This is a genomic window from Streptomyces sp. CAI-85, from assembly GCF_013363615.1.
In the GTDB taxonomy this organism is placed as follows: Bacteria; Actinomycetota; Actinomycetes; order Streptomycetales; family Streptomycetaceae; genus Streptomyces; species Streptomyces antibioticus_B.
Genome location: NZ_JAANNX010000023.1, coordinates 1 through 25,077, shown reverse-complemented (window position 1 = coordinate 25,077; position 25,077 = coordinate 1). Strand labels below are relative to the sequence as shown.

General features: G+C 69.0%; 18 protein-coding genes and 1 pseudogene. 8 read left to right on the top strand and 11 right to left on the bottom strand.

Annotation, left to right across the window (positions count from 1 at the left end):
* Window positions 1–25 precede the first annotated feature (25 nt).
* From G6W55_RS23210 to G6W55_RS23195, 4 genes are read left to right on the top strand one after another with little or no spacing between them, the layout of a single operon-like run.
* A complete protein-coding gene (locus G6W55_RS23210; protein WP_175522775.1) occupies window positions 26–1,498 on the top strand; it encodes a DUF3375 domain-containing protein in 1,473 nt (490 codons plus the stop codon).
* A complete protein-coding gene (locus G6W55_RS23205; protein WP_175522774.1) occupies window positions 1,495–2,082 on the top strand; it encodes a DUF4194 domain-containing protein in 588 nt (195 codons plus the stop codon). Before G6W55_RS23210 ends, G6W55_RS23205 begins: the two co-directional genes overlap by 4 nt.
* Window positions 2,079–5,504, top strand: coding sequence for an ATP-binding protein (locus tag G6W55_RS23200; protein WP_175522773.1), 3,426 nt, complete (start codon window positions 2,079–2,081; stop codon window positions 5,502–5,504). Before G6W55_RS23205 ends, G6W55_RS23200 begins: the two co-directional genes overlap by 4 nt.
* On the top strand, window positions 5,501–6,709 hold the full coding sequence (locus tag G6W55_RS23195) for a Wadjet anti-phage system protein JetD domain-containing protein (protein WP_175522772.1): 1,209 nt from the start codon (window positions 5,501–5,503) through the stop codon (window positions 6,707–6,709). The genes G6W55_RS23200 and G6W55_RS23195 overlap by 4 nt, the downstream gene beginning before the upstream one ends.
* A 177-nt stretch (window positions 6,710–6,886) precedes the next feature.
* Here G6W55_RS23195 and G6W55_RS23190 read toward each other — a convergent pair whose 3' ends face one another.
* Complete coding sequence (locus G6W55_RS23190) at window positions 6,887–7,486, bottom strand: GIY-YIG nuclease family protein (RefSeq protein WP_309243795.1); 600 nt, start codon at window positions 7,484–7,486, stop codon at window positions 6,887–6,889.
* Between the two features lie 769 nt (window positions 7,487–8,255).
* Here G6W55_RS23190 and G6W55_RS38880 point away from each other — a divergent pair.
* A complete protein-coding gene (locus tag G6W55_RS38880) occupies window positions 8,256–8,420 on the top strand; it encodes a restriction endonuclease (protein WP_309243794.1) in 165 nt (54 codons plus the stop codon).
* A complete protein-coding gene (locus tag G6W55_RS38875) occupies window positions 8,381–8,560 on the top strand; it encodes a restriction endonuclease (RefSeq protein ID WP_254876398.1) in 180 nt (59 codons plus the stop codon). The genes G6W55_RS38880 and G6W55_RS38875 overlap by 40 nt, the downstream gene beginning before the upstream one ends.
* Window positions 8,561–8,696: 136 nt before the next feature.
* Here G6W55_RS38875 and G6W55_RS39605 read toward each other — a convergent pair whose 3' ends face one another.
* Window positions 8,697–8,981: a tetratricopeptide repeat protein gene (locus G6W55_RS39605; protein ID WP_375372463.1), complete on the bottom strand. Its 285-nt coding sequence runs from the start codon at window positions 8,979–8,981 to the stop codon at window positions 8,697–8,699.
* Complete coding sequence (locus tag G6W55_RS39435; RefSeq protein WP_175522770.1) at window positions 8,893–10,821, bottom strand: tetratricopeptide repeat protein; 1,929 nt, start codon at window positions 10,819–10,821, stop codon at window positions 8,893–8,895. Before G6W55_RS39435 ends, G6W55_RS39605 begins: the two co-directional genes overlap by 89 nt.
* Window positions 10,822–11,540: 719 nt before the next feature.
* On the opposite strand from G6W55_RS39435, the gene G6W55_RS23175 reads away from it, so the two are divergent.
* Window positions 11,541–11,807 (top strand): hypothetical protein, encoded by a 267-nt coding sequence (locus G6W55_RS23175; RefSeq protein WP_254876397.1) that lies wholly within the window; start codon window positions 11,541–11,543, stop codon window positions 11,805–11,807.
* Window positions 11,804–12,502, top strand: coding sequence for a restriction endonuclease (locus G6W55_RS23170; RefSeq protein WP_175522768.1), 699 nt, complete (start codon window positions 11,804–11,806; stop codon window positions 12,500–12,502). Before G6W55_RS23175 ends, G6W55_RS23170 begins: the two co-directional genes overlap by 4 nt.
* Before the next feature lie 575 nt (window positions 12,503–13,077).
* On the opposite strand, the gene G6W55_RS23165 is transcribed toward G6W55_RS23170, so the two are convergent.
* From G6W55_RS23165 to G6W55_RS23140, 8 genes and pseudogenes are all read right to left on the bottom strand, one after another.
* Window positions 13,078–15,873 (bottom strand): RNaseH domain-containing protein, encoded by a 2,796-nt coding sequence (locus G6W55_RS23165; protein WP_254876396.1) that lies wholly within the window; start codon window positions 15,871–15,873, stop codon window positions 13,078–13,080.
* A gap of 52 nt (window positions 15,874–15,925) precedes the next feature.
* Window positions 15,926–16,342, bottom strand: a complete 417-nt coding sequence (locus G6W55_RS38865) for a hypothetical protein (protein ID WP_254876395.1) — start codon at window positions 16,340–16,342, stop codon at window positions 15,926–15,928.
* A gap of 83 nt (window positions 16,343–16,425) precedes the next feature.
* Entirely contained in the window at window positions 16,426–18,123 is a 1,698-nt protein-coding gene (locus G6W55_RS23160; RefSeq protein ID WP_254876394.1) for a hypothetical protein, read from the bottom strand.
* Window positions 18,114–19,316: a hypothetical protein gene (locus tag G6W55_RS23155; protein ID WP_217687267.1), complete on the bottom strand. Its 1,203-nt coding sequence runs from the start codon at window positions 19,314–19,316 to the stop codon at window positions 18,114–18,116. The genes G6W55_RS23160 and G6W55_RS23155 overlap by 10 nt, the downstream gene beginning before the upstream one ends.
* 127 nt (window positions 19,317–19,443) lie before the next feature.
* Window positions 19,444–20,694: a helix-turn-helix transcriptional regulator gene (locus G6W55_RS23150; RefSeq protein WP_175522767.1), complete on the bottom strand. Its 1,251-nt coding sequence runs from the start codon at window positions 20,692–20,694 to the stop codon at window positions 19,444–19,446.
* A gap of 294 nt (window positions 20,695–20,988) precedes the next feature.
* Window positions 20,989–21,165: pseudogene (locus tag G6W55_RS38860) on the bottom strand (DNA mismatch repair protein MutT); the annotation flags it as partial.
* Between the two features lie 237 nt (window positions 21,166–21,402).
* The gene (locus G6W55_RS23145) at window positions 21,403–21,912 is read right to left on the bottom strand and encodes a hypothetical protein (protein ID WP_175522766.1); all 510 of its coding nucleotides are present in this window, start codon (window positions 21,910–21,912) and stop codon (window positions 21,403–21,405) included.
* Window positions 21,909–23,750: a hypothetical protein gene (locus G6W55_RS23140; protein ID WP_175522765.1), complete on the bottom strand. Its 1,842-nt coding sequence runs from the start codon at window positions 23,748–23,750 to the stop codon at window positions 21,909–21,911. The genes G6W55_RS23145 and G6W55_RS23140 overlap by 4 nt, the downstream gene beginning before the upstream one ends.
* Window positions 23,751–25,077 lie beyond the last annotated feature (1,327 nt).

Here is a 25,077-nt window from a genome sequence, read left to right as displayed (position 1 = left end):
TACGTGTGAACGGGGGGAAGACCGCGTGGACTTTGAGGATGTCGCAGGGCTTCACGATCACCCGGCCTGGCGGCTGTTACGGGCCGACCATGCCCCGCTGGTGCTGGCATTCTGCGGTGCGGTGTTCGTCGATGAGAACGCCCGAGGCGTCCCCGAAGCAGCCCTCGTCTCCCGCCTGGACGACCAGCTGTATGACCTCAACGAACCAGGAGCCGGCTCGTTCCCGCGACCGGCCGCGACCTATCTGACGGAGTGGACCGCCAGCGGATGGCTGCGCAAGTACTACCCGCCCGGTGAGGACGAGGCGCACTTCGACGCCACCAGCGCCCTGGAGAAGGCGGTTGCCTGGGTCCGGGGGCTTCCCGCCCGGTCCTTCATCGGAACCGAGTCCCGCCTCAACACGATCGTCGCCCTGCTGCGCCAGATGGCGTTCGGGACCGAAACCGATCCGCAGGCACGGATCGACGAGCTGAGCCGCGAACGCGACGCGATCGACACCCAGATCGCGCAGCTTCGCGCCGGCGAGGTCGACATGCTGTCCCCGCTGGCCCTGCTCGACCGCTACCAGCAGGTCGAGACCACCGCGGTCGAACTCCTGCGGGACTTCCGCGAGGTCGAGGCGAACCTGCGGGAACTGGACCGGCGCCTTCGCCACGACGTCGCCACGGCAGAAGGCGGCAAAGGCGATCTGCTGGCGACGTTCCTCATGGACCGCGAGGCAATCGCCGAATCCGACCAGGGCAGAAGCTTCCAGGCGTTCTTCGACTACCTGCTGTCCCCGCAGCGGCAAGAAGAACTCCGCGACCTGCTCGGACAGGTCAACCTGCTGCCCCAGCTCGACGGCAAAACCAACCGCAACCTGTTGAAGATTCCGTTCGCATGGCTGGAGGCGGCCGAGAACACCCAGAACACGGTGCGCCAGCTCACCGAACAACTGCGCCGCTTCCTTGCCGACCGCGGCCAGGACGAGAACCGCCGCGTCCAGGACTTGGTGCGCTCCATCCAGCGCCGCATCGCGGAACTCGACGGGCACAAGGACCTGCCGGGCCTGGAACTGGACCTTACCCAGGTGGAGCTGGCACTGCCCATGGAACGGCGGCTGTACATGCCCATCGAACGGGTGGAACTGGACAGCACCGTCGAGGAAGCGCTCGACGACGCGACGGAGCTGGACATCTCGGAACTCATCGGCGGCGTGTACGTGGATCCGGAGGTCCTCGCCATGCAGGTGATGACAGCCGTCCGCGCGAGCCCCAGCGGACAGACGACCTTGGCCCGCGTCCTCGAGCAGCGTCCCCTCACCCAGGGGCTGGCCGAGCTGCTGACCTACTTCCAACTGGCCCGGCCAGGCCTGGACGTCGTGATCGATCCGGACCACACCTGGCAGCTCGTCTACGACAGGGTGGGCTCAGCCGGCCGCACCGCGGCAACCGTCCCGCGGGTGACCTTCGTACGCAACGACGACGGCGAAACCGCCGCCGAAGGGGAGCAGCCGTGAGTGACACGCTGACCGTGCCCGTGGTGAACCTGCTGAAAGCAGGCGTGCTCTACCAGAGCGACGCCCCCGCCGTCTGGGACCAGATCCTCGCCCACCAGGCCGCCATCGGCGACTACCTGGCCGTCCTGGGCCTGAACCTCGTCATCGATCCCGCCGAAGGATACGCATTCGCACGGCAACGCGATCCGGACACGCGGGACGACGGCGTCAGCGTGCCTCGGCTCGTCACGCGCCACCGGCTGTCCTTCGCCGTCAGCCTGATGCTGGTGCTCCTGCGCGGCCGGCTCGCGGACAGCGACGCCACCTCCTCCGACACCCGCCTGCTGATGTCCCGCGACGACCTGGTCGACATGGTCCGCGGCTTCCTGCCTCCGCGCAGCAACGAAGCCCAACTCGTCGACCAGATCGACACCCACATCAAGAAGCTCTGCGACCTCAAAGTCCTCAGAGCCACCAAGCAAACCGGCTGGTACGAAGTACGACGCCACCTCAAAGCCCTGGTCGATGCCCAAGTACTCGGCGACTACCACGATCTCCTCGCCACCTACCGCGACACCCTCGACGCCCCGAAGGACGACGCATGAGCCCGACCACCGCCGTGGCGCCGCTGCCTCCCCAGCAGCACACCCCCGCCGACGACACTCCCACCGTCGGCCCCGGCTTCAGACTCACGCGGATCGAAGTGCTGAACTGGGGCACCTTCCACCGCACCGTCTGGTCCTTCAACATCGACGGCGCCAGCGCCCTGCTGACCGGCGCCGCCGGATCGGGAAAATCCACCCTGGTCGACGCCATGACCACCCTGCTGCTCCCCGCCCACAAGATCGCCTACAACAAGGCCGCCGGAGCAGAGGCCAAAGAGCGCGACCTGCGCTCCTACGTCCTGGGCTACCACAAGAACGAGCGAGTCGAAGCCACCGACAGCACCCGCCCGGTGGCCCTGCGGGACGCCACCAGCCACAGCGTGATCCTCGGCGTCTTCACCAACTACACCCTCGGCACGCACGTCACCCTCGCCCAGGTCTTCTGGGTACCCGACGCCAACACCAGCCAACCGGACCGCTTCTTCCTGACCGCCGACCGAACCCTCTCCATCGAAGCCGACTTCACACGCTTCGGCACCAGCATCACCGACCTGCGCCGCCGCCTGAAACAGACCGGCGCCACCCTGTACACCAGCTACCCCCCGTACGGGAAGGCGCTGCGCCGCAGCCTCGGCATCCCCAGCGAGCAGGCCCTCGACCTGTTCCACCAGACCGTGTCGATGAAAGCCGTCGGAAGCCTCGACGACTTCGTCCGTGAACGCATGCTCGAACCCTTCGACGCCCAGGCGGCCGTCGACAAGATCGTCGCGCACTTCGACGCGCTGACCGCCAGCCACGCCGAAGTCGTGCGGGCCCGTCAGATGATCGAGCACCTGACGCCCATCGTGGAAGCGTGCGACCGCTGCGATGCCATCCAGGCACAGATCACGCTCCTGACCCGGCGCCGCGACGCCGTTCCCCTCTTCTTCGCCCAGCGCCGCGAAGACGCCCTGACGCAGCTCGGCTCGGACCTCCACACCCGCATCCGGCAGCTCACCGAAGAACAGCGCAAGCGCGCCCAGCACCTGGACGGACTGCGATTGGCCGCGGAGGGGCTCAGGCGCCGCATCGACGGCGCCGGAGGCGAACGGCTGGTGGAACTGAGGGCCAGGATCGACGAGCTCGGCCGCGAGCGGGACCGCCGCCGCAAACGGTCGGGCGAGTACCAAAGCTGGCTCGAGCGGGCCGGACTGCCACCGGTCAACGACCCGGCATCGTTCCACGAACGCACCACTCAGATCAGCCGCGCCCGCGAACAGGCCACCCAGCACGAACAGCAAGCCCGCCAGGAACTCGATGAGCTCGCCGTGGCCCGCCACGCCAACACCACGGCGACCGAAGCGATCCGGCGGGAGATCACCAGCCTGCACAGCCAGCGCTCCAGCATCCCGGCCCGGCTGCTGGACCTGCGCCGGGACCTGGCCGCCGCTGCCGGCGTGAACGCGGAAGAACTCCCCTTCGCCGGTGAACTCATCCAGGTCCGGGACAGCGAAACCGAGTGGGCCGGAGCCGCCGAACGCGTCCTGCGCGGCTTCGCCCTGTCTCTTCTGGTCCCCGAAGCCCACTACGCGAACGTCTCTAACTGGGTGAACGGCCGCCACCTGGGACTGCGACTCGTGTACTACCGCGTGCCCGCACACATCCGGCCGACAGAACTGCCCACGGACCCCGGCTTCCTGACGGGCAAACTGGAACTCAACCAGGACAGCTGGGCCCACGACTGGCTCGCCACCCAGCTGCGCTCCCGGGCCGACTACCACTGCACGGACGACCTGGACACCTTCACCCGCTCCACCCGCCCGGCCGTCACCAAACAAGGCCTGATCAAGAACGGAGGCGGCCGGCACGAGAAGGACGACACCTCCCGGGTCGACGACCGCCGCTCCTGGGTCCTCGGCTGGACGAACCAGGCCAAGCTGGCAGCCCTCATCGAGGAAGCACAGCGCCTCACTCAGGAGAGCGCCGAGATCACCGCACGCACCCGCGACCTCAAGCAGCAGGAGAACTCCAGGTCCGGCATCCGCGATGCTCTCGCACTCCTCGCGAACGTCGACAACCACCACGAGATCGACTGGCAGGCCGCCGTCGGCGAACTCGAAGAACTGCAACAGCGCAAGCGGACCCTGGAGACCGAGGCCGGCCTGGACAAGCTCACCACCGAGCTGCTGGAGGCCGAAGAAGGAATCACACACGGCACCAAGGACTTCGACACCAGCCAGGAACACCTCGGCAGTCTCCGCAACGAACACAAGCGCGTAGCCGCCCAGCTGGACAAGACCACCGCGCTCCTCCAGCGTGCCGATCTCACCGACGTGACAGAACACCGTGACGCACTCACTGCGTTCCTGCCCGGCCCGACCGACAGTGTGCAGCACCTTCTGGAGCAGTTGGATGCCGCAGAGACCCTTGCCGCACAGCAGCTTCTGCACACCCGCGAAAGCCGCACGGAGGCCTACCGGCGCGCTGCCTCACAGACAGCCTCGAAGATGGCGACCTTCCGGGACACCTACCGTCAGTTCACCACCGACCTCGACAGCAGCATCGAAGCAGCGGACGGCTACCGGCAACTGCACAACCGTCTCACCGACGACGACCTCCCCCGCTTCGAGACCCAGTTCCTGCAGTACCTGCGCACCAACGTCATCCGCGACATCGCCTCCTTCCAAGCCCACCTCAGCGCACAGGAGCAGCAGATCCGCGAGCGCATCGAGGTCATCAACGCCTCGCTGGCCGCCATCAACTACAACCCCGGCCGCTACATCCGCCTCAACGCCGCGCCCACCCCAAGCGTCGAGATCCGCGACTTCCGCCGGGACTTGCGCACCTGCACCAGCGACGCCCTGGCCACCGATCCCGACGACACCTACACCGAGGAGAAATTCCTCCAGGTCAAACAACTCCTCGACCGCTTCAAAGGACGCCCCGAGCACACCCGCCACGACGCCGACTGGACCGCTCGCGTCACCGATGTCCGCCGCTGGTTCATCTTCAACGCCAGCGAAGTGAACCGCGCGGACGACACCGAACACGAGGTCCACTCCGACTCCGGCGGCAAGTCGGGCGGACAGAAAGAAAAACTCGCCTACACCATCCTCGCCGCCTCCCTCGCCTACCAGTTCCGCATCGACTCGGGCAACAGCAAGACCTTCCGCTTCGTCGTGATCGACGAAGCCTTCGGACGGGGCGACGACCCCTCCGCGCACTTCGCACTCGATCTGTTCCAGCGCTTGGGCCTGCAGCTGCTCGTGGTCACCCCGCTACAGAAACTGCACGTCATCGAGCCGCACGTCACACGAGTCGGCTACGTGGACCGCCCCGACACCGTCCGATCCCGCCTGAACACGCTCACCATCGAAGAGTTCCAAGCCCTCCGCATGAAGGCAGCCCAGCTGCCGGCTCCCCGACCGGAGCCCCAGCCATGACCACACGCCACTGGACCACCCCCGAAGACGTCATCGAAAGCCTGCGCCGAAAATGGAACAGCGGCCGCTACCTGGCCGCAGCCGCACAAGGCCACCCCTTCGAGCCCATCTCCGTCCCCCTCAAAGGCCCTACCTCCACCGACGTCAACCGCCACTACAGCAAAGCCCTCGAATGGGCACAGTCCTGGGCAGCACACCACCACCCCCACATGCGGATCCAGACCAAAACCATCGGCGGACACCACAACACCCCGACGAACACGATCCCCATCCGGATCTGGGTGGACACCCTGCACCAGCTCGTCACCCTGCTGCAGACGACCGCCGAAGCCGACCTGTTCCACACCCTCCACGCCGCCACAGCCATCAGCGCCCCGGCCCTCACCGCGTGGATGGCCGCCCACCCCATGAAGGTCCTCAAAGCCGCCCCCCACTGGCAGCGCCTCATCGACACCGTCGCGTGGTTCCGCAACCACATCGCAGCCCCGGTATATCTACGGCAGATCGATGTCCCCGACGTCGACACCAAATTCATCGAGGCCCACCAAGGCATCCTCGGAGAACTCCTCGACCACAGCCTCCCCGCCGACCGCATCCACTACGAAGCCCCAAGGAACGACCTCGCCGCCCGCTACGGCCTGCTCAGCAAGCCCTCCTACGTACGCCTGCGCCACCTCGACGACCCACCGGGCCCCTACAGCGAACTCGCCGTCCGCACCACCGAACTCACCACTGCACCGCCAGGCACCCATACGGTCATCGTCCTCGAAAACGAGATCACCTACCTCGCCCTGCCCCCCACCCCCGGCACCACCGCCCTCCTGGGCTCCGGCTACGCCGCCTCGCTCCTACGCCACCTGCCCTGGCTCGCCGACATCGACCTCTGGTACTGGGGCGACATCGACACCCACGGCTTCGCCATCCTGAGCCGGGTACGCAGCCATTTCCCGCACACCCGATCCCTCCTCATGGACCGCCACACTCTCCTCGCCCACCGAGCACACTGGGGCGAAGAGAAACACCAGACCACCGAACCACCGGCGCACCTCACCCCGGCAGAAGCCCAACTGGAACAAGATCTGCGCCTGGGCACCTACCAGCCGCATCTGCGCCTGGAGCAAGAACGCATCCCCATCAGCGCAGTAGCGCACGCCCTGGCGGGCCGTACGCCGACAACGGCAACCGCTGCCGCCGCGCTACGTTGATCCGTCCTCTGACCAGTGCACGTTTCACCAGGCCGGACCAGCCCAGCTCGGTCTGCGCCGTTCGGTGAACGCGCCGTGACCGCGGCTGTGAGGGCATCCACCGGCGACGCGGCCCAGCCACCGTCCAGGCGAAGCGAGGTATGCCTCCCCTCATCCATAGGTGGCGTTGGGCAACCCTTAGAGAGTTGTGGACCCTCTCTCGGCGTACCGCTGGAGAAAGACGTGAGCGGCCTCGTTGATCTCTTGGACGGGGCCGGGGCGGCCCTGGAAGTCGAACCACTCCCCGTGAGTGCGCCTGGCGTCGAATTGCTCATGCAGGTAGCGTTCGAGAGGGAACCCGCCGCGAGCGCTCCAGCGAAGTTCCAGTGTGGTAGCGGAGCCCGACTGCAAAGACTTGATTCGCTGCGCTATGTCCTTCGCGACGCCGATCTTGATTGAGTCGGGGAGGGCGTCGGTCGATACGGCATACACCCACCGGTTATTGAAGTGAATCTCTTCGCGCACTGAACGAGGCGAGGGCTGCTCCATCAGCTCGATCATCTCCCCATACTCGCGATCCATCCGCTCCTTGACCGCGATCGTCAGACGGTTCAGCTTGTCTCGGGCCTGCTCGGCAGTGATTGCTCCAGCTGTAATCTGATCGAGGAGCTCAACCACAGCCGGGACCTCGATGTCGGTGCCCGAGCTGGGAGCGTCTCTTCGCGCATCCCCGCCCAGTCCACGCCCCCAGTGCAAGGCGACGTTTTCGATGCGGTGGCTGCCGAAGTCCAGGTGCACGGGGAAGGATTGAGCCACGGCAGTCCTCTCGGACAAAGGGGTGGTGTGGTGCCGGGCGGGGCCATAGTCGTCGATGCCACTGACACCGGTGGTCGTGACGCCGTTGAACGGCTCATCGTGACGGCTTGAGGCGGCCCGTCAGCTAAGGGGCGACCTCGACTGGTCCCACCCGTCTCGTGTCATGTCCCCGCGGTCGACCGCTGCGTACAGTCGTTGGGTCTTCACAAAGCGGGTCCATTTGCGCGGCCGGCGCGTGTGCCGCCGTCCGGCCCGTCGGCGTACGGCTGGCCCGGCATGGCGTGATGCGTGTGCGCGAAGAAGGGCGCGGTGTCGGGGAGCCGGGCCCAGTGTCAGTACTTCTTGTTGCAAAAGGAGTTGGAGGATCAAGTCGACGTTCTCGGGGGGCGGTGTACAGGGACGGGACGATGATGCCCTGAGTGAAGGCCGTGGTTGGTCTCATCGTGGGGATCGCACTGGCGCGGCTGATATGGCAGTGGGTGACGGATACCGCGCTGCCGTGGATCGGCGATCATCCGTGGTGGACGGGGTTCGCCTGCCTGGGCCTGGTGCTGCTGACCGCCACGCTGATCGACCGTCCGGGCCGTGGCGGCCATCAGCTGATCTACGGCCAGGACGCCTTCGCCGATGACGATGAGTCGGACCGGCTGACCTATCGCATGCGGGAACTTGCCGCGATGACCCCGACACGGCCTTTGAGGAGGCCTGCGCCGAGCTGCTGGTCCGCGACGGATTCCTCCATGCGCGTCGGGTGGGCGGTGCGGGGGATCTGGGAGCCGACGTGGTGGCATGGGATGACGAGAGCCGCAAACTGGTCCTGCAGTGCAAGCACTGTGCGCGGCCGGTGGGTTCCAAGGAGGTGCAGACCTTCAACGGATGGCGCGCCCCGAGCACAAGGCGCATCACCCCATCATGATCGGTCTGAGCGGATTCACCCGGCCCGCCACTGAGTTCGCCGCCCGGCACGGGATCATCCTGCTGGGCCGGCCGGAGCTGAAACGCTGGGCCCACGGAAACCATCTCTACGACATCATCGAGGCCGAAGCCTCGCAGTGACCTCCCGTTGTCCTTCGCGGGCTCTCGGCGGGTTGGCAGCGCAGCCGAACCCCGTCCGTTCCAGGCCGGGAACGGACCACAGCGCCCGTGTTCGGCCACAGAACACCAACGTGCGCGCCTTTTGCGGCTGCTGGGGTCACGAGGCTCCCAGTGCTGTGGTGATCGTCCGGGTCAGCGGATGCGTGTCGCCCAGCGTCCGGCGGCAGTCCTCCCGAAGAGCGGCCGGCTGGGCCGCAGTCTCCTCGGGATTTTGGGTATGGCGTGCGATGAGGAGCCGGTCGTATCGGGTTGCCAGAGTGCGGGGATGGGCGGGGCCGTGGAAGCGCTCCTGATCACTCAGTACCTCTGACAGGGCTTCCAGAGCTTTTTCCGGCTCGCCGGTCTGAGCAAGGAGCCTGCCGAGCTGATGACGAGTGCTCAGGGCGCGAATGCAGGCCGAGAATGCGTTCCTGCTCGGCCAGCAGGGCCCGCAACTGGCGGAGGGCCCCGGGGAGGTCACCTGACCGGGCCGTAAGGAGTGCCAGCTCGAAGCGGGTGCTGAGCGTGTGCGGGTGCGCTGCACCCAAAAGCCGTTCCTGGTCTTCGAGCACGGCGGTGATACAGGCGAGGGCGTCGGAGACCAGGCTGGTGTGACCCAGGGTCCGCCCAAGCTCCTGTCGTGCCAGCAGAACGTCCACATGGTCCGAGCCCAGCACCGCCGTCATGTCAGGGAGCAGCTCCCGAAACAGCTGCAGTGCCTGCAAAGCGTCTCCCTGCTCACGCAGAAACCTGGCCTTACTGCTTAAGGTCACCAAAGTCGCCGTATGACGGGGCCCCAGGACACGCCGCCGGTCGGCGGCGAGACGGTCGAGGAGAGCGACGGCCTCCGAGAGCCGGCCCGCCTCGGCGAGGTAGCGGGCTATGTCGTGACACGCGGCGAGCGTGTCGGGGTGATCCGGGCCGAGCTGCGCGGCACGCTGCTGATGCAGCGGACGCAGCAGGCTGACGGCCGGCAGCGGCTGGCCTGCGTTGCCCAGGGCGATGGCGTGCGCATAATCGGCATCGGGCACCCCGTGGCGGCGGGCGATCTCGAAAGCCTCCAGCGCGACGGACGGCCGCATCAGATCCACAGCGGCCCAACCGACGTCGAAGGCGTCCTGCGGCGCGACAGCAGCAAGGAGCACCTGCCAACTGCTCTCCGGTATGGCCGCCCCGGGAAGATCGATCAAGTAGTCGAAGGCCAGATAACCCTGGCGGTCGGGCAGCAGCAGACTGCTGGCTCCCTGCACCGGTGCGGTGGCCCATGCCAGCGCTTCCTCGAGCGGCTCTGGACGCAGGACGTCGCCGCCACGAGCGGACAGATAGATCTCGTGCATCGGCACCAGCAGCGAAGTACCCACAGGCTGGTGCAAGCCCATGCGCCGGCAATCGACGGCTGCGGCGACCAGAGCGGCACCCCGCGGATGCTCACCCGCCTGCCAGGCATGCGTCCAGTCGCTGAGCAATTCCGGACCCACCGCCAGCACCTCCGCGATACCGAAGCGGTCGGATGCCTGAGCCGCCGCCCGCAACCGTGGATCCCGGTCGGCTTCCTCGGCCCGTCCGACCTCCTGCGGTGACCACAGGCGATCAAGCTCCACCGGCTCACCGGCGTGCAGCAGCACCTCCCGGCCGGCCCGCCAGGTCGCCGCGTCGGTGACGTCACGCTGCCGCGCGCTGTATCGGCCGTACTCCTTGCTGCGCATCGACGCCAGGAGCACTATCTGCCGTTCCGGACCGGCCGGCATCGCTTTGACCATCTCCAGCGTGATGCCTCCCGCCCGCAGGAACTGATCGAATTCGTCGAACCACACCACACAGCGCCGGGCCGCGCCCACAGCGGACGACAACGTCTGCAGATCTTCCGACGGTCGCGCCTGCAGCAGGACAAAGTCGGGAACAGCCACCCGCATGGCCTCGTAGGCCAGGCGGGACTTGCCGGCCGTCGAATCACCCACGATCAGCACGAAGCCGCCCTGCCTGATCCGCCGTACGACGTCGTCGAAGCGGTCGCGCTCGACGAAGGCGGGCACCCGGTCGGCCCCCCGGTCCGTGTCACGGCGCAACGCCGCAGGATGGACCCCAAGACTGATCGGATCCAGCACGTCCCGCACCCGCTGCGTCCGAACGGCCAGTTCTCTGCCACGGGTTGCTGCGGCCTGGCGTTGCTGCCGGTGCGCGCGCAGAGCGGTCCTCGCCTCATCGACGAAGACACCACTCACCCCCGCGGCGACAGCGGCCACGGCCGCCGTCCCGCCAGCCGGCAGCCAGGCCGAGACGGCCAGCGCTGCACCCGCCCCACCCCCCGAGACACCGAGCAAGATCACCCAGAGGCGAAGCGACCGCCACACCCTGCCCCCCAACACGGACGGAGCCAGCACCGTCCCACGCACGCGACGACTACCGAACACGGACGGTCTCACCCGTAAGGGAGCGCAGCAACCGCACCAGACTCCGAGATACAAAAACGACTACGCAGCGGACTTGCCGCCCCGGCTCGCCCTCCGCACACAGCTCGCTGCCCATGCCCGCTTCATCGTCGCGGGCGGCAAAATCGGAAATGGCCGATTCCGCCACCCTTTGCCCACACTGGCGTGTGATCACGCCCTCGGCACTCGGGTGGACACCTCTGGGTCGGCCGTCACGGATCGCCCTGGTGAAGCCGCCACCCGCACCGCTCACGGCTGCGACGGCACCGGCCGCCGCGCCTGCCCGCGCCGCAGCCGCCCACGCAGCCCAGCGGCCACGAACCAGCACACATCTGGCCTGAACTCCCCCCATGTAAACGGGAATTGAGGTCCATCGGCTGATCGACTGTCAGTGCCCGGCCCCAACATAACTGCGATGCGGGGAAGCCAACCATCAGCTGGAGGATCACATGCCCTTTGTCCGCCCGTACGTGCGCTCCGACGGAACGCCAGTACGCGGACACTCCCGATGGGCGCCGGGCGCGCGCCGGGAGATGACCATCGTCGCCGTCTTCGGCCTGGCTGTGCTGGGCATCGGTAACGCGCAGACCGCCAACGGAACAAGCAGCACCCAACGCAATCCGTCGGTGACCTACCCGGTCCGCTTCGACCGCTCCACCAGCGGTGCGCCGAGGGTGGCCGTGCCGCACCCGAGCGTGTCCTACCCGATCCGGTTCGACACTCCCGCAACCGAGCGGGCTATGCCCACACCAGACGTCTCGTACCCGATCGACATCTCCGCCCTGGGCAGCGGACGATGAGCCGGCGGCCACCCGCCCGGCGGCGCCCTGCCCGGCGCCCCCGGCGCCCCCGTCAACAACAGGAGCACCTCGTCGGCCTGCTGCTCGCCGCCGCAGCGGCCCTCTGGCTGATGGCGACGGTGGTCCATTGGCTTCTCGCGCACTGGTGGATTTTGCTGGCCGCGGCCGTTATCGCTGTTCTGGGCGGCATCGGTTGGTGGCAGCAGCGGGTCCAGCGCGCGCAGTGGGAACACGCCCAGGCACGCGCTCTGCGCTACGGGCTGCCCCAACTGGACGCGCTGTCCCACCGGCAGTTCGAATACACAGTCCGGGACCTGATGTACCGAGATGGCTGCACCGACGCCGTCCAGGTCGGCGGACAAGGGGATCTCGGGGCGGACGTGAAGGCGACCGACCCGCACGGCCGGCGCTGGGTCATCCAGTGCAAGCACCGCCGGCACGGCGAGCAGGGCGCTGCCGTGGGCACTCCGGAGCTGCAGGTCCTCAACGGAACGGGACGCCCGGTTCACAAGGCTGATGTCGTGGTGATGGTGACCAACGGCAGGATCACCCAGCCTGGCCGCGATTTTGCCCGGCAGCAGCGGCTGCACCTCGTCGACCGTCAGCTGCTCGCATCCTGGGCCGCGGGATCGAGGCCGCTGTGGGAGCTGCTCCCCGCGCTCCCACCGCCCCGCAAACCCTCACGGCTCTCCTGACCCGCTTCTGTCCCTGCCGGTCGCCGCGGCGGTCGGCAGGGACGGCAACAGCACCCCTGCCGCCGCCGCAGGTCCGGCTTCATCCTCGCCCGCACACGCGAACCGTTGACGTGGTCCGCGTCAGCCGGTGAGGGCCTGTCCGTGGGCGTCGATCGATGGAGGAAGCGTCGGCAGCCGCTCGGCGAGTGAGTTCTCCTCTGTGGTGGCGTGGCCGGCGAGCATGCCGGTCAGACAGGAGAGCCGGGTACGGGTGGTGGACCCGCAGCCGGGTAGCGGGGACGCGGTCCAGGACGTCGTGAGCCCTCTGGGCGTCCGGGGGGAGTGTCGAAGGACTCGGCCTGGGCGAGGAGGAGGGAGGCCGCGGCCCAGCCCGGGGAGGCACTGGCGCACTCGGCGAGCGAGGACTCGGCGCGGGCCCGGGCCTCGTTGGCCCGGCGGAGCGTGAGGTAGGCCTCCGCCTGTGCAGGGCGAGTTCAGCGGCGTCGAACCCAACCGGCCCGGGGCCTCGGGCATGGCGGTGCCCGGGCCAGCGGGGTGCGAGCTGCTGGCCCGGGCACCGTGCCTGCACGAAGGCCTCAGAATTGATCCCCGGTTGGGGTGACGGTGTTTCCGGTGGCGTCGGTGTTCTGATCGTCGGCCAGCGCGCTGCGCCGGTATTGGGGGTGGTCGAGGTCCATCTGCTGGGCGGCGTGCAAGGGGACGGGGTAGCGGGTGCGGTTGGCCCAGGCCAGGGGCTGGTGGCACAGACGGGCCGCGGTCAGCGCGAGGGGCTGGGGCTCGATCGGGGCCGTGTCCAGGTTCTCGCCGGTACCCGCAGGGCTGGCGGTGATGATGGGGTAGATCTCGGTGGCGGTCATGCTGTACCAGTTGGGGCGGACTTCGTTCTTGCGCCGGTTGTCGGGGTCGCTGGAGCCGTGGCTGGCGCTCCAGCGGGTGATGGCTTCGCCAAGGCGGCCGGCTCCGGCGCCGTCGAACTGGGGCGGGACGGTGGCCAGCAGCCAGGTGGGGGAGCCGAAGTCGGGCTCGACCTGGTAGAGCAGGTTGGTGACCTTGTTGGTGCGGGCCACGGTGCCGTCAACGCTACGGTGGCTGACCCGGATGGGGCGCGGCAGCTCGTCCATGTCCTTGTTGATGCGCACCACGGCCAGCGGGCGTTCTCGGGCCTGGAGGGTGCTGGCGGGCAGCCAGGTGCTGTTGCGTGTGGGCGGCTGGCCTTGGCGGCGGTTGTGGAGGCCCAGCCACAGGCGGCGGGTGGCCACGCCGTCGACGGTGACGGTGTAGGGGGTGCCGCCGAGGTAGTCGCAGAGATCGGCCAGAGCCTGGTCGATGTGCTGGGCCACTGTCTTGAGACCGCGGTTGTCGTCGTCGAAGTCGGTCATCTTGCCGGTGGGGTAGGCGTCCGCATGGAAAGCGGCCTGCGCCTGGTGGTAGAGCTCCCAGCGGCGGTGGGTGTAGCTCCAGCCGTGCAGAGTCCAGGCCCCGCCGGGAGTGGTGGGGGGCTTCAGGACGCTGGCAGTCACGCAGATCTTGGCGGTGCGGTCCTTGCCCTGGCGGCTCTGGCGACGCACGTGGATGCCGCAGTGCGCGACCTGGTCGGCCGCGTGGGGGCCGATGGCATCGACCATGACCTGGTCGATGCGGCGGTCGATGATGCCTAGGCTGCGGCACAGATCCAGCAGCGACAGGACCACCTGGTGGTCGGTCTGTTTCCCGTTCGGCTTCTTGCGCTTGGTTTCCTTGCGGTCGGCGGTGAACTGGGAGACGAACCCGAGCCGCGCCAGGGTGCGCCGTGCCTGGTGCTTGGCGTCCTCGTCCGGGCCGGGACCGGTCGCCGTGCCCGCACGGTCGGCCGGCGGGACGGCGTCCTCTTCCTCGGCTGCGGCGTCAAATTCGGTCTCCGCCCAGACACCGACGAGGGTGGCTGGCTCCTTCTTGAGTGACGGGATGTGCGCGACGGCAGTCTCCTGTCCGGCCGCGGGGCCGTGGACGAGGAAGTCGGGGACGCAGTGGAAGACGGCGCTGACGCGGCCTGCGTCCAGGGGCACGGGAATGCCCTCGGCGGGATCGATGGTCTGCGGGTCGAGGCCGAAGACGTTGGCGAGGCCGTGGATCATGCGCTGGCGCATCTCATCCCGGTACCACAGGCACACCAGGCGCAGGTGCGGGTAGTCCATGGCGTCCAGGGAGCGGATGATGTCGCCCGGCTGGACGGACAGTTCGGCTTGGGGCAGTTGCTTGAAGCCGCGGGCGCGGGAGTCCTGGACGATGGTCAGGGGGGTGGGGGAGAGGACCTGCCCGATGTGCTGGTCGAGTTCGCGCAGATGGTGCATGCCGACGCCGCGGCCAACGGGGAAGGAGAAGGTCTTGCCCTGTACGGGGCGGATGGGGCCGAGCCCCACTGTCCCGGCCTCGGCTTCGTCCTGGGATCCGTTGTCGCCCCGGGCATCGGCGTTCTGCTCGGCCTCGACACGCTGTTGGATGTTGTACAGGACGGAGTGGTCCATGCCGAGGCGGGCCAGGGTCTGCAGGGACATGCGGTGGATGCGGCGGACGCGGCCGCGTCCGGCCATTTCGACCTCGACGATCGGCAGGGTGGTCTCGGCCTGTTCGGCCAGCACGGTGCGCGCGTAGGCCATCGTGCGGCTGATGCGGGTGGCCTGGGAGGAGATCACGAGGATCGGGTCGGCGACATTGGGCAGGGTCTTCAGGGCCAGCCGCACCCGGGCCAGCGCGTGCGCGGTGCCGGCTTTGTTGGTCCAGGGCTGCTCCCAGGCGATCAGGCCGCCGCTGCTGTCCGGCCTCAGGGCGATGTCCTGGCCGTCCACCTTCCAGGTGTGCTGGGCGAGGCGGTGGGCCAGGTCCCAGGCGACGGTGCTGTAGACCCAGTTGGCCGCGTCCGGCTGTCGGCCGGGGGCGGAGGAGTTTGGCGTCTGGGGGCCGTCCGGGGTGATGAGGTAGTCGGCCAGGAGCCGCTCCTGCGGCATGGTTTCGGCGACGCGTTCGGCCAGCGGGGTGGGCCGGTTGAGGTCGATGTCGTCGGGGTGGTGGCCCAGGATGAGACTGTGCAGGAGGGTGAACGCGTCGCGCAGGGTGTCGTCGTCGAGCGGGCGGCGGGTGGCCAGCAGCCCCTGTTTGGGGTCGAAGAAGACGTATCCGCCGGTTAAGCAGCGCAGGGCGCCGGTGAGCACGGAGTGCGGGGCCTGGGCCTCCTCCCGTTTGACGATGTCCTTGTACTGGCGGTCCAGCAGGGTCCACAGGGAGGTGACGCTGGTGGGGAACTGGCGCAGGTGGACGGTGGCCCCGTCCAGCAGCGTGGGGGTGCAGCGGTAGGCGAGCACGTCCAGGCAGGCGCGGGTAGTGGGTGCGGGCATGAGCGGAGAAGACCTTCCATATCTGGGGTGAATGCGGCTGGGCGGGGCGGGGTCAGGTGTCGTCCGGTTCGATGCCGGCGTAGGCGAGGAACGCGGCGAGGGCTTCGCGGTAGACGGCGTTCATCTGCCGGCGGACATCAGCCGGCCAGCGCTGGTGCATGCGGCGCAGGATGCCGGCGAGGTCGGACTGCCAGGAGTCCTCGTGGAAGGCGTAGTCGACGAGGTGGAGCGTCATGTCGGTGCCGCCTCGGCGGGCGCGCCCGGCGAGCTGGATCATGTCGACGACCATGCCGGCGACGATCTCTTCCTGCAGGACGTGGGCGGTGCTGATGAACCCGGGCGCGGACCGCATGATCATGCCCAGGCGGGCCCATGCGGCGGCCCTGGCCTCTCTGAGATCCCCTACCGGCTCGGCGGTGGGCACGGAGGGCAGGGAGCCGATCCCGGCGGCGTTGACACTGGCGTACATCTCCGCCGGATCGGTCAGCAAGGCTAGCGGCCGGGTGCACAGATAGACCGGCGTGATGGCCGACTTGGTGCCGATGACGATGTTCAGGCCGCAAAGAGCAACGTGATCAGACGCCGGTCCCGGCTGTCGGCCAGGTGCCAGCCGGTGCTGTTGACGCCTGGCCGCTCACGGGAGGGTCCGTGGCCTTCGTAGTGGCGCAGGTGCAGCAGGTCTTCGCAGACGCTGGCCAGCAGGAATTCCGACAGATAGCGGGCGTGGCTGATGGTCGGGCACAAGGCCTTGACCGCGTCGGGCGGCAGTTTCGCCTTGTCCTCGTCCAACTCCCGCAAGGGCACGGTCGGCTGGCGCCGCGAATCCAGGACGAGCTCGCTGGAGCACAGGTCCAGGGCGGTCGACTGGAACTGGTCGACCTCATCGATCATGACGGTGTGCGAACGGCGCAGCACGAACTCCGCCACCGACACATCCGCGACCGCTCGCCCGTCCAGCCGGATGCCCAGCGGAAAGCGACCGGTCATGAAGTTGTGGTGATTGGTCACCACCACCGAGGCGGTGCACGCCTGCCGGTGCTGGGCGTACTTGCCGCAGGTGGCCGTCCACGGGCACGCGGCCCGGTCGGTCGCCGGCGGCAGCGGCAACAGCCCGCGGCACGGCTCCTGGCCGGGCGGGTACGGATGGCTGGACTGGGTGTGATGGCTGAGCGCGCAGCCGTAGGACAGCTGGTCCAGCTTCCACAGGGTCTTGTCCGGCTGCTCCAGCAGACTGCCCTCGATGCGGGCGGCGGCCTTCATCGCCCGCTCGTGCAACCGCGAGGGCGACATCAGCGGCGTGCAGGTCTCCGTGCGGCCCAGCTGCTCAAGATCCTGGCTGATGTCCCAGGCCGCGGACAGCGTGGCCTCGACCGTCGGCAGCACGAGGGTGACGGTCAGCCCGTTGACCGCATGCCATGAGGCGGCCACGCGCACCAGGACACTCTTGCCGGTCCCGGTGGGCGCGTTGAGGATGCCCATCGGCCCCGCACCCAGCCGGATCAGCTCCTGCGCAGGCACCGCATCCGTGGTCTGCAACTGCGCAAACAGGTTCTCCAGGACCGCGTGCACGTACCGGTCCGCGGCCGGGTAGCGCCCGTCGATCAGACGGGCCAGCTCGAGCAGCTCCCCGGTCGGCAGGGCAATCTCCTCCTGGTAAGGCACCGTGCGCACCTCGGGCAGCTCCGCCCGGGCCGCCTCCTCTTCACCGCCGTTGGCGAAGACGGGGATGACGGTGCGCCCCTGGATGAGCCCGGAGCCGGCCGCGTACTGCGTGCGCGGCAGCCAGATGCCCGGCCCGGCCGGCTCGTCCGGGCGGCTGCGGGGGTGATCGCGGCGCAGCCGCTGAAGAATCCGGTCAACGTACTCCAGTAAACCTCCGCCCACCAGCGGAACAGCCGCCTCGGCCCGCCCCGCGGCGGGATCTGCGGGCCTGAAGGGCAACGCGGCCGGCTCGCCGTGCGCGAAGTCCAGCAACTCCCGCGCGCGGGCGGCGAACACGGTGGCAGAGGCCAGTTCCTGCGGAGCGAGCGCCACCACCGCGCCGATGCGCTGCTTCTCGTCGTGCGGCAGGTCCCGCCACCGCGCCCACTTGTCGAGCTGGCCGCTGAGCAGGAACGCCGCGTCCCGGAACGAAGCGATGGCCGTGCCGCCTGCCTCCTCTTGGCGCGGGAAGTAGTGGGCTGCCAGGGCCAGCGCGGCCCCGATCGCCCCGGCCGTCTTGGACAGGCGCCTGGTCTTGGTCACTGCCATGCCGCCCCCGCCTTCTTGCAGATCAGTTCACCGATGCCGCTCGCCGTCGTGGTCTTCAGCCCGAACTCGCCTGCCACGGTCCCCACCAGGTCCAGGCTGGATTCGCGGTAGTCGGGCACCACCAGCCACTCGGCGCCGCCCCGGTCCCCGCCGTCCGCCTGGATCTTCTTCGCGAGCAACAGGGCGGAGGTGTAGTCCTTGACGTCGATGCGGAATTCCGTGCGCCCTGCACCCTGCCCGGCGGCGACCTGCAGGTCGTAGGCATCCAGCTCCGGCCACAACGCCACCGACAGGCCCCGTTCGCTGAGTGCGTCGAAGAGGGCGACCTCGACGAGGCCGGGCACGGTCGTCCAGCGCCACACCCCACGGGCCAGCGCCTTGTGCCCCTCCACGGGCACCGGCTCGGGCACCGGCTCGGGCACCGGCCCGGTCAGATCCGGGAACAGCACCGCCTGCGCACCCGACGGCGCCGCCGGCCGGGACAGCGGATGCAGCAGGGGAGCCCGCCCCGCATCCGGGAGCCTGAAGGAGTACGTGGCTCCCCAGGCCGCATGCGGGCGATGGAAGCAGCGCACACTGCCCGTCCTGGTCCCGGCCCGGGTGCCGTGCACAGTGACCTTCATCGGCCAGTGGCAGACCGGGCAGGCGAACCACCACCGGTCCCACATCGCATCGAAAGAGACGGGCCGATAGAACTCCGCGACGCTGCTGGGCAGATTCAGCCGCCGCAGCTGCGCATCGGAGCCCGCCGGCATGCGGATCAGGCTAGAGCGCCCGTGCACGTAGGCGTCCTGGTCCATGCGCTTGCGCAGCGCGGTGAAGACCCGGTCCTGGTCCATCTCGGCCTCCAGGTTCCGGGTGCTGGCCGGCCGCCCGCCGTGCGTGGTCTTCGCCAGCGCGCGCAGGACCACCCGCTGCTCGATCTCCAGGTCGAAGAAGTCCTCGTCGAAGTCGCCGTCCGGGTCGATCAGGCGGACTCCGTCCATCTCCTCCGCCGGCACAGAAGCAGGCAGCAGCCGGGCCAGGTCTCCCTGCAGCAGTCTGCGGAACCGGCTGAAGGACAAGGGTGCTGCCGGGCCCCGGGCCGCCTGGACGCGCCCGTAGGCGTCCAGCAGCGTGCCCAGCCGTCCCTCGGCAGGCTGTTCGGTGTCGGTGAGCGCCTTGGCGGCCATCGCGGCCGCCGCCATCACCATGTGACGCACGGCCGCATCGGAAAGTCCGGCCTCCGCCGGAGAGTTCGCTAAATCCACGGCACGCACCATAAAGGGCGGCACTGACAATCGGCCGCCCCCGCACACAAATTCGCACAACAGTGCGAATTCAGTTTTCCGAAACACGCTCCACGGCCGTATCGGCGGCAATCCCCGGATACAACTCCCGGTAATCCGCCGCATGGTGACGGATGTGATCCCAGCCGGCTGCGGTCACCACCCACCGATACACCCGCTCCTGGTGCCCGTCGCCTTCGTCGGGCAGGCAGTCGATGAATCCGCGGCTCAGTGCGCCGCCGGGACGGTAGCCGGTACCGAGATAGAACTTGGCCCGCCCCCACAGGGCGTCCTCCGCCAGCCCCGCCTCGCCTGCCTCGGCCACTGTGACCAGAACAGTCCACAGCCACTGCGACAGCAGATCCCCCGGGGCGTGGCCGACGGGGCGTTCCTTCAGGCCTGCCCGCACGCAGGCCCGCCCCGCACGGGTCATCTCGACCACGACGCGTGGCACGAACCCGAGCGGAAACACCTCCACCTCGTCCTCGCTCACCCGCAGCAGATCTCGCCGCGCCAGCGCGTGCAGCGTCGCGCCGGCGCCGGCATCGTGCCAGCCCTCCGCCCGCAGCCGCTCCTGGACGCGGGTGTAGCCGGTGAACGCCGGATCGGCCCTCACCGTGAAGGGGATCCGACGCCACTGCACCGCCCGTCCCGGGGCATGCCCTGCTGCCCGGCTCCCCCCGGCTCGCTTCTCAGCCTGCTGATCCTCCCGGAAGCACGCGACCAGATAGGCGCGCTGACGTCGCGTGAGTTCTTCCCACGTGCGGGAGCCAGCACGCCGCTGTCCCTGCTCACGGCCCGCCGTCCGCGGTGCCCGCAGCAGATACCCCTGCTCCGGAAACGACCTGAACCAACTGCGGCGTACCGTCCGCACCGGCACACGGTAGATCTTCGCCAGAGCCGGGATGATCTCCTGCAGCGCCTCCCGCGACAACCAGGCCGTCACCGCACGGCCGTTCTCCATCGCCTGCAGCTTCCACTCCGTCACCCTGCCCAGTTCGTCGGACAGCGCCGCGTCCAGCAGGGCAACCACATCCACCCGGTCCAGTCCCGCAAACCGCCGCAGGTCGGCCAGCGACTCCTCACCTGCAGGAACCCCCGCCAGCTCGTGCGCAGACGTCCTCAGCGCCCGGGCCATCAGGCGCAGCCGACGCGGTGAAGGGGCGTGAGCACCCTGTTCGTACGAAGCGATCTGCCGGGCCGACACCCCGATTGCCGCGCCCAGCTGAGCTTGCGTCAGGCCAGCCTTCCTTCTCAACAGTACGAGCGAACCCGCAGCGAACGGTTCGATCCGTCGAGGCATGACACCATTATAGACTTCCTGAAGTCTATAATGGGAGTCGCGCAGGCGCAGCAACCGCCCGTCCGAGTGGTACAGGCCCCGACCGCGTCGGCCCAGCGCCCCCCTGCGAGCCACCAGTCCAGTGCCTGGCTGCAGCGGACCACCAGCGTGCCCGCGAGCATCAACACCTCTGCCTCGGCCCCGACCAGCAGAAGTACAGCCTCATCGCGTGATCCCGACCACCACGTCAGAGGATCCGCACCCACATGAGATCGCCTCCCCCACCACCGCCGAGGAACCGGGAAAGACGATCCCTTACTGCCAACCGGCCAAGGACACCTGCGGTCCGCCCGCAAGGTATCGCCGAAGAGCGCTAGAGGTGGTGTCTACGAATTCCTCCGGGATGGAGTCGGTCTCGACCCAGCGGACCTGAGTGTGTTTGCGCGGTTCGCGGTTTTCAGGTTCGCCGGTCCATTCGTGGGCGGCGAAGACGCCACGCGCGACGGCTATCCCGACGCGCAGGCTGCGGGGTTCACCTTCCGGCGGCGGGCGGCGCACTCTTTGCGTGCTGGCTGCCGTCCCAGTTCCGCCGCGGTCCTGGCCGGCTTTCGGCTAAGCCCTGGCTGCCGGGCTCTGTGAGGCGGGCACTGACGTCTTCGCCGCCATGGGCTCGCCGTTTCCGATGTCGCGAGAACGGTCACCACGGGGCGGCGGGGGTCCCCTCGGCTGTCAGCCCGTTCGCCAGCAGCGCCAGCCACTGCCGGTCGGGGTCGTCGTCCTTGCGCCGCACGGCAAGCCCTTCCAGCGCCTGCCGGTCCCCGCGTCGGCGGCCGTGCGTGCGAACTGCTCGGCCTGCGCGAACTCGCCCGCTGCCTCGAGGCGTTCAGCGAGCATCCCCGGCGCCCATGCCAGGGCCTCGTCACAGGCGTGTCGCAGCAAAGCCGTGGCGTGCTCCCCGGTCCGTTCCCGCGCCAGACGACGCAAGGCCCAGGACCGCTGGCCGGCCGGTGCCCTCCAGGCGAGCTGCTCGGCCTCCTCCCACTGCCCGCCCTCCTCGCGGCTGCGCACCAGCTCCCACAGCGGCGTGGTGTAGCCGCGGGCGGCGGCATGCAGCGCCCACTGGTCGGCTTCACCGGCCCGACCAGCCTGTTCGGCCCGCTCCATCAGCATCTTCACCGCCTGGCCCACACGTGCCTGCGCCGCACGCTCCAGCAGCGTGCGGCGGACGTCGTCCGTCACTTGCTCGTCGTGCACCGCGCGGTAGGCCTGCACCCACAGCGCCCATGGCGTGCCCTGCCCCACCTCCCGGTCCAGCAGGGCCTGTGCCTCCTGCTCCTGATTGCGCTCACGCAGCCACCGCAGCAGCCGCTCCAGCGCCCAGGCATTCCCGGCCCGGGCAACCTCCCCGAGCGCGTCGTCGCCCGCCGCCGCGCCCTGCGTGGCGTCCAGCAGAGCCACCAGCTGGCGCAGCGCCCAGGTCTCCCCGGGCGGCTGGGCAGCACCGCCGGGTTGACGTAATCGAGGAGGGAGCGAGGGCCTGCTTCGAAGTTGATGAAATCCATGCCCTCCTCCCGCTGGCGGCGCCGGCGTTCGAAGACCTCGATTGCATCCCCGTACAGCCGCGCCGCGTCAGCGGCACGTCCTTCGGCCTCGGCCTGTTCGGCGAGGGTCTTCAGCGGGGTGGCTTCGCCCGCGGCGAAGGCCTCCCGGGCCGCCTGCTCCACCTCGACCGTTCCCTCCGCCAGGGCGGCCAGTTCGCCCATCGCGCGGCGGTCACCCGCCGCCCGCAATGCTGCCCGGGCACCATCCAGGTCCCCGCGCTCACGCAGGTCGTCGGCGTAGGCGCACAGGATGTCCGGATCGCTGCACTGGGCGACCTCGGCATACCAGCGCTCCGCCTCCTCGGCCTTTCCGTCCAGTACCAGCGCGCGGGCCAGGTGGAGCCGGGCCGTGGGATGGCCACGCCCGGCGGCCTCCCGCACCAGCTGTTCGGCCTGCTGGTACTGCTCCTGCTCCAGCATCTGTTCCAACAGTTCCTCCAAGACCTCGCCGTCCCCGGCGAGCGCGGTCTGCTCCTGCACACGACGGGCTTCCTCGGCCCGCTGACGCTCCTGCCACAGCGACACCAGTTCCTGTCCCACCTTCACATCCCCCAGGTCCAGCGCCCGCTGATACAGGTTGGCGGCCTCGGCGTCACGCCAGCGTGCCTCGGCTGCCTGTCCCACAGCCCGTACGAGGTGCGGCTCGGGCAGATACTCGCGCGCCGCACGCCAGAATGAGGCCGGGGGAGCGGCATACCGCCGCTCAACGCGACCGATGTGGTCCATGTAATCGGACAGCCGCCACCTGTCCCCGCCATCGCTGCCTTGACGGGCCCGTACCCGGCTCAACAGCCCGCGTACGCCCTTGCTCGGCTGCTGGGTGTAGGCGAGAGCCTCCTCAAGCCACTGCTCACCGAGCGCGTCGTAGTCGTCGTCACCGAGATAGCCCTCGGCGGCCGCCTGCAGAAAATCCCGACCCACCAGCGCCGCCCCGCCCAGCCTGTTCGCGTCCATGGCCGCCCGGATCACCGCACGGGCCGCGGGCGGCGCCATCCGGTAACGCTCAAGCAGTGCCGGAGCCCCCGCCAGGTACTGGGCGATCCGCCCGTCTACGGTGTGGGCCAGAGCATCGGCCAGCCGCACATCGTGGCCACCCACCGTCCGCGCATCCTGCAGCTCCTGCGCCTCGAACGCAGTCGGCACATACACCCCCGTGCCCTCGAGCAACGCCCAGGTCTGCGCATCCCCAGAACTCCGGCCCGGGCCAGCCGGCGCGGTCAGCACATTCCAAAACTCCGGCCACACCGTCCCAAGGACCAGCACCGGCCCCCTCGTGCTGTCCTGCAGCAACGCCCTCAGACCAACCGCTACCTGCCCCGCGCACGCCCCAGCCTGCTCGCCCACGTACCACTGCAGCTCATTCAGCCAGATCGCGGTATGCCCAGCGATCCCCTCCGCCAGCGCGTTCGCCAGTGCCTGGGCGGGCGACGGATCGAGCGGATGCCACAGCCTCCACCCGGCCGGCAGCCCGGCCACCTCGCGCCCCCACCGGCCTGTCCCACCACCGAGCGCAGAACCTCATCGTGGGCACGCCGCACATACAGTGGCAGCACCCCCGGCACCGCCGCCGTCACATCGACGGGCCGATGCACCTCCCACTCACCGAACGCCTCCTCATCCCGCAGCTCGGCCACGAACCGGCCACGGACAGGCACCTGCTCCTCGGGAGCGTCCGCCCCCCCGACGGCCGGGACGGCCACCACGCCGCTGTCGCCGCTCCTCAACCGCCGCCTCCCACTCAGCACAACGGGCGGCTGCTGCAGCCTGCCCTGACGCACCAGCGCCGACAGGGTGGGCGCACCCGCCCTGTCGTACAGAGCCTTCAGCATGGCTGCGAAAACCCGCACAGCCGCGCCCTGTTCCACCGCACCCCTCCCCGCACCATCCGCCCACCCACGCACCGGAAAACCTGCCGCAGGGGCCCTGGCCAGCGTAGACGCCTTCCGACCGCCATCCAGGACATCGCCGGAAACCCGCCGGACGAGCGCCAATAGGGCCACCAAGGACTCCGCTGCACAGGCGGATCCCACCCCAAGGAGGCCCCAACCTTGTTCCACCACTTGCTCGCCCTGCTCAACAGCCCCTTCATCACGACGTTGTTGGCCACCCACTCGCTCACCGTCGCCGGACTTGCCCTGACCGCCGAACCCTGGCCGTGCTGCTCGGCCGCCTGCCGCGTCGCCGCCTCTGAAGTAATGCCCCCGCTCAGGAAGGTGGTTCCTCGCCACTCGGAGGCCAGGAACCACCTTCCTCGGGCCGAGCAAGCCTTTAGCTACTGGCAGTGAGGAGGGACGAAGCTCCCAGGTGACTCGACAAGGGCCACCCATCGATGCCACACCCACATGGCGCCGCCAGGCGCTATTCCCCTCCATCGAGAAACAGCCGTACCCGGAACCACAACACACAAAGCATCTAAGGAAACTGACATCCACTCAGTCCGGCGACAGCCGGACACCACCCATTCCAGCTCCGCGTCAGGGAAGTGCAGGCAAACTCAATATCTGTGCAACCACCGAGTTATGACATCACCGGCGCCGCCAGGCGCTCGGGTGCCGACAACTCTTCCCTTCCCTCCCCGTCAGGGGAGGGGCCATCACCTTTTCCCTTTTCCCGGTCCTGCCGCCAGGCAGGACGACATTCCCTCACTGAGCGGGCCGCCAGGCCCGCCAACACCCAGAGAAAGCAGTCGAGTTGGCCCGCCAGAGCAGTCGTGCCGTCAGGCACGACGACAGCGCCTAACGGGCCGTCAGGCCCGTAGTTGGCCGCCAGGCCAAACTTAAGAGCCTCAGGCTCTCCGCCCCCC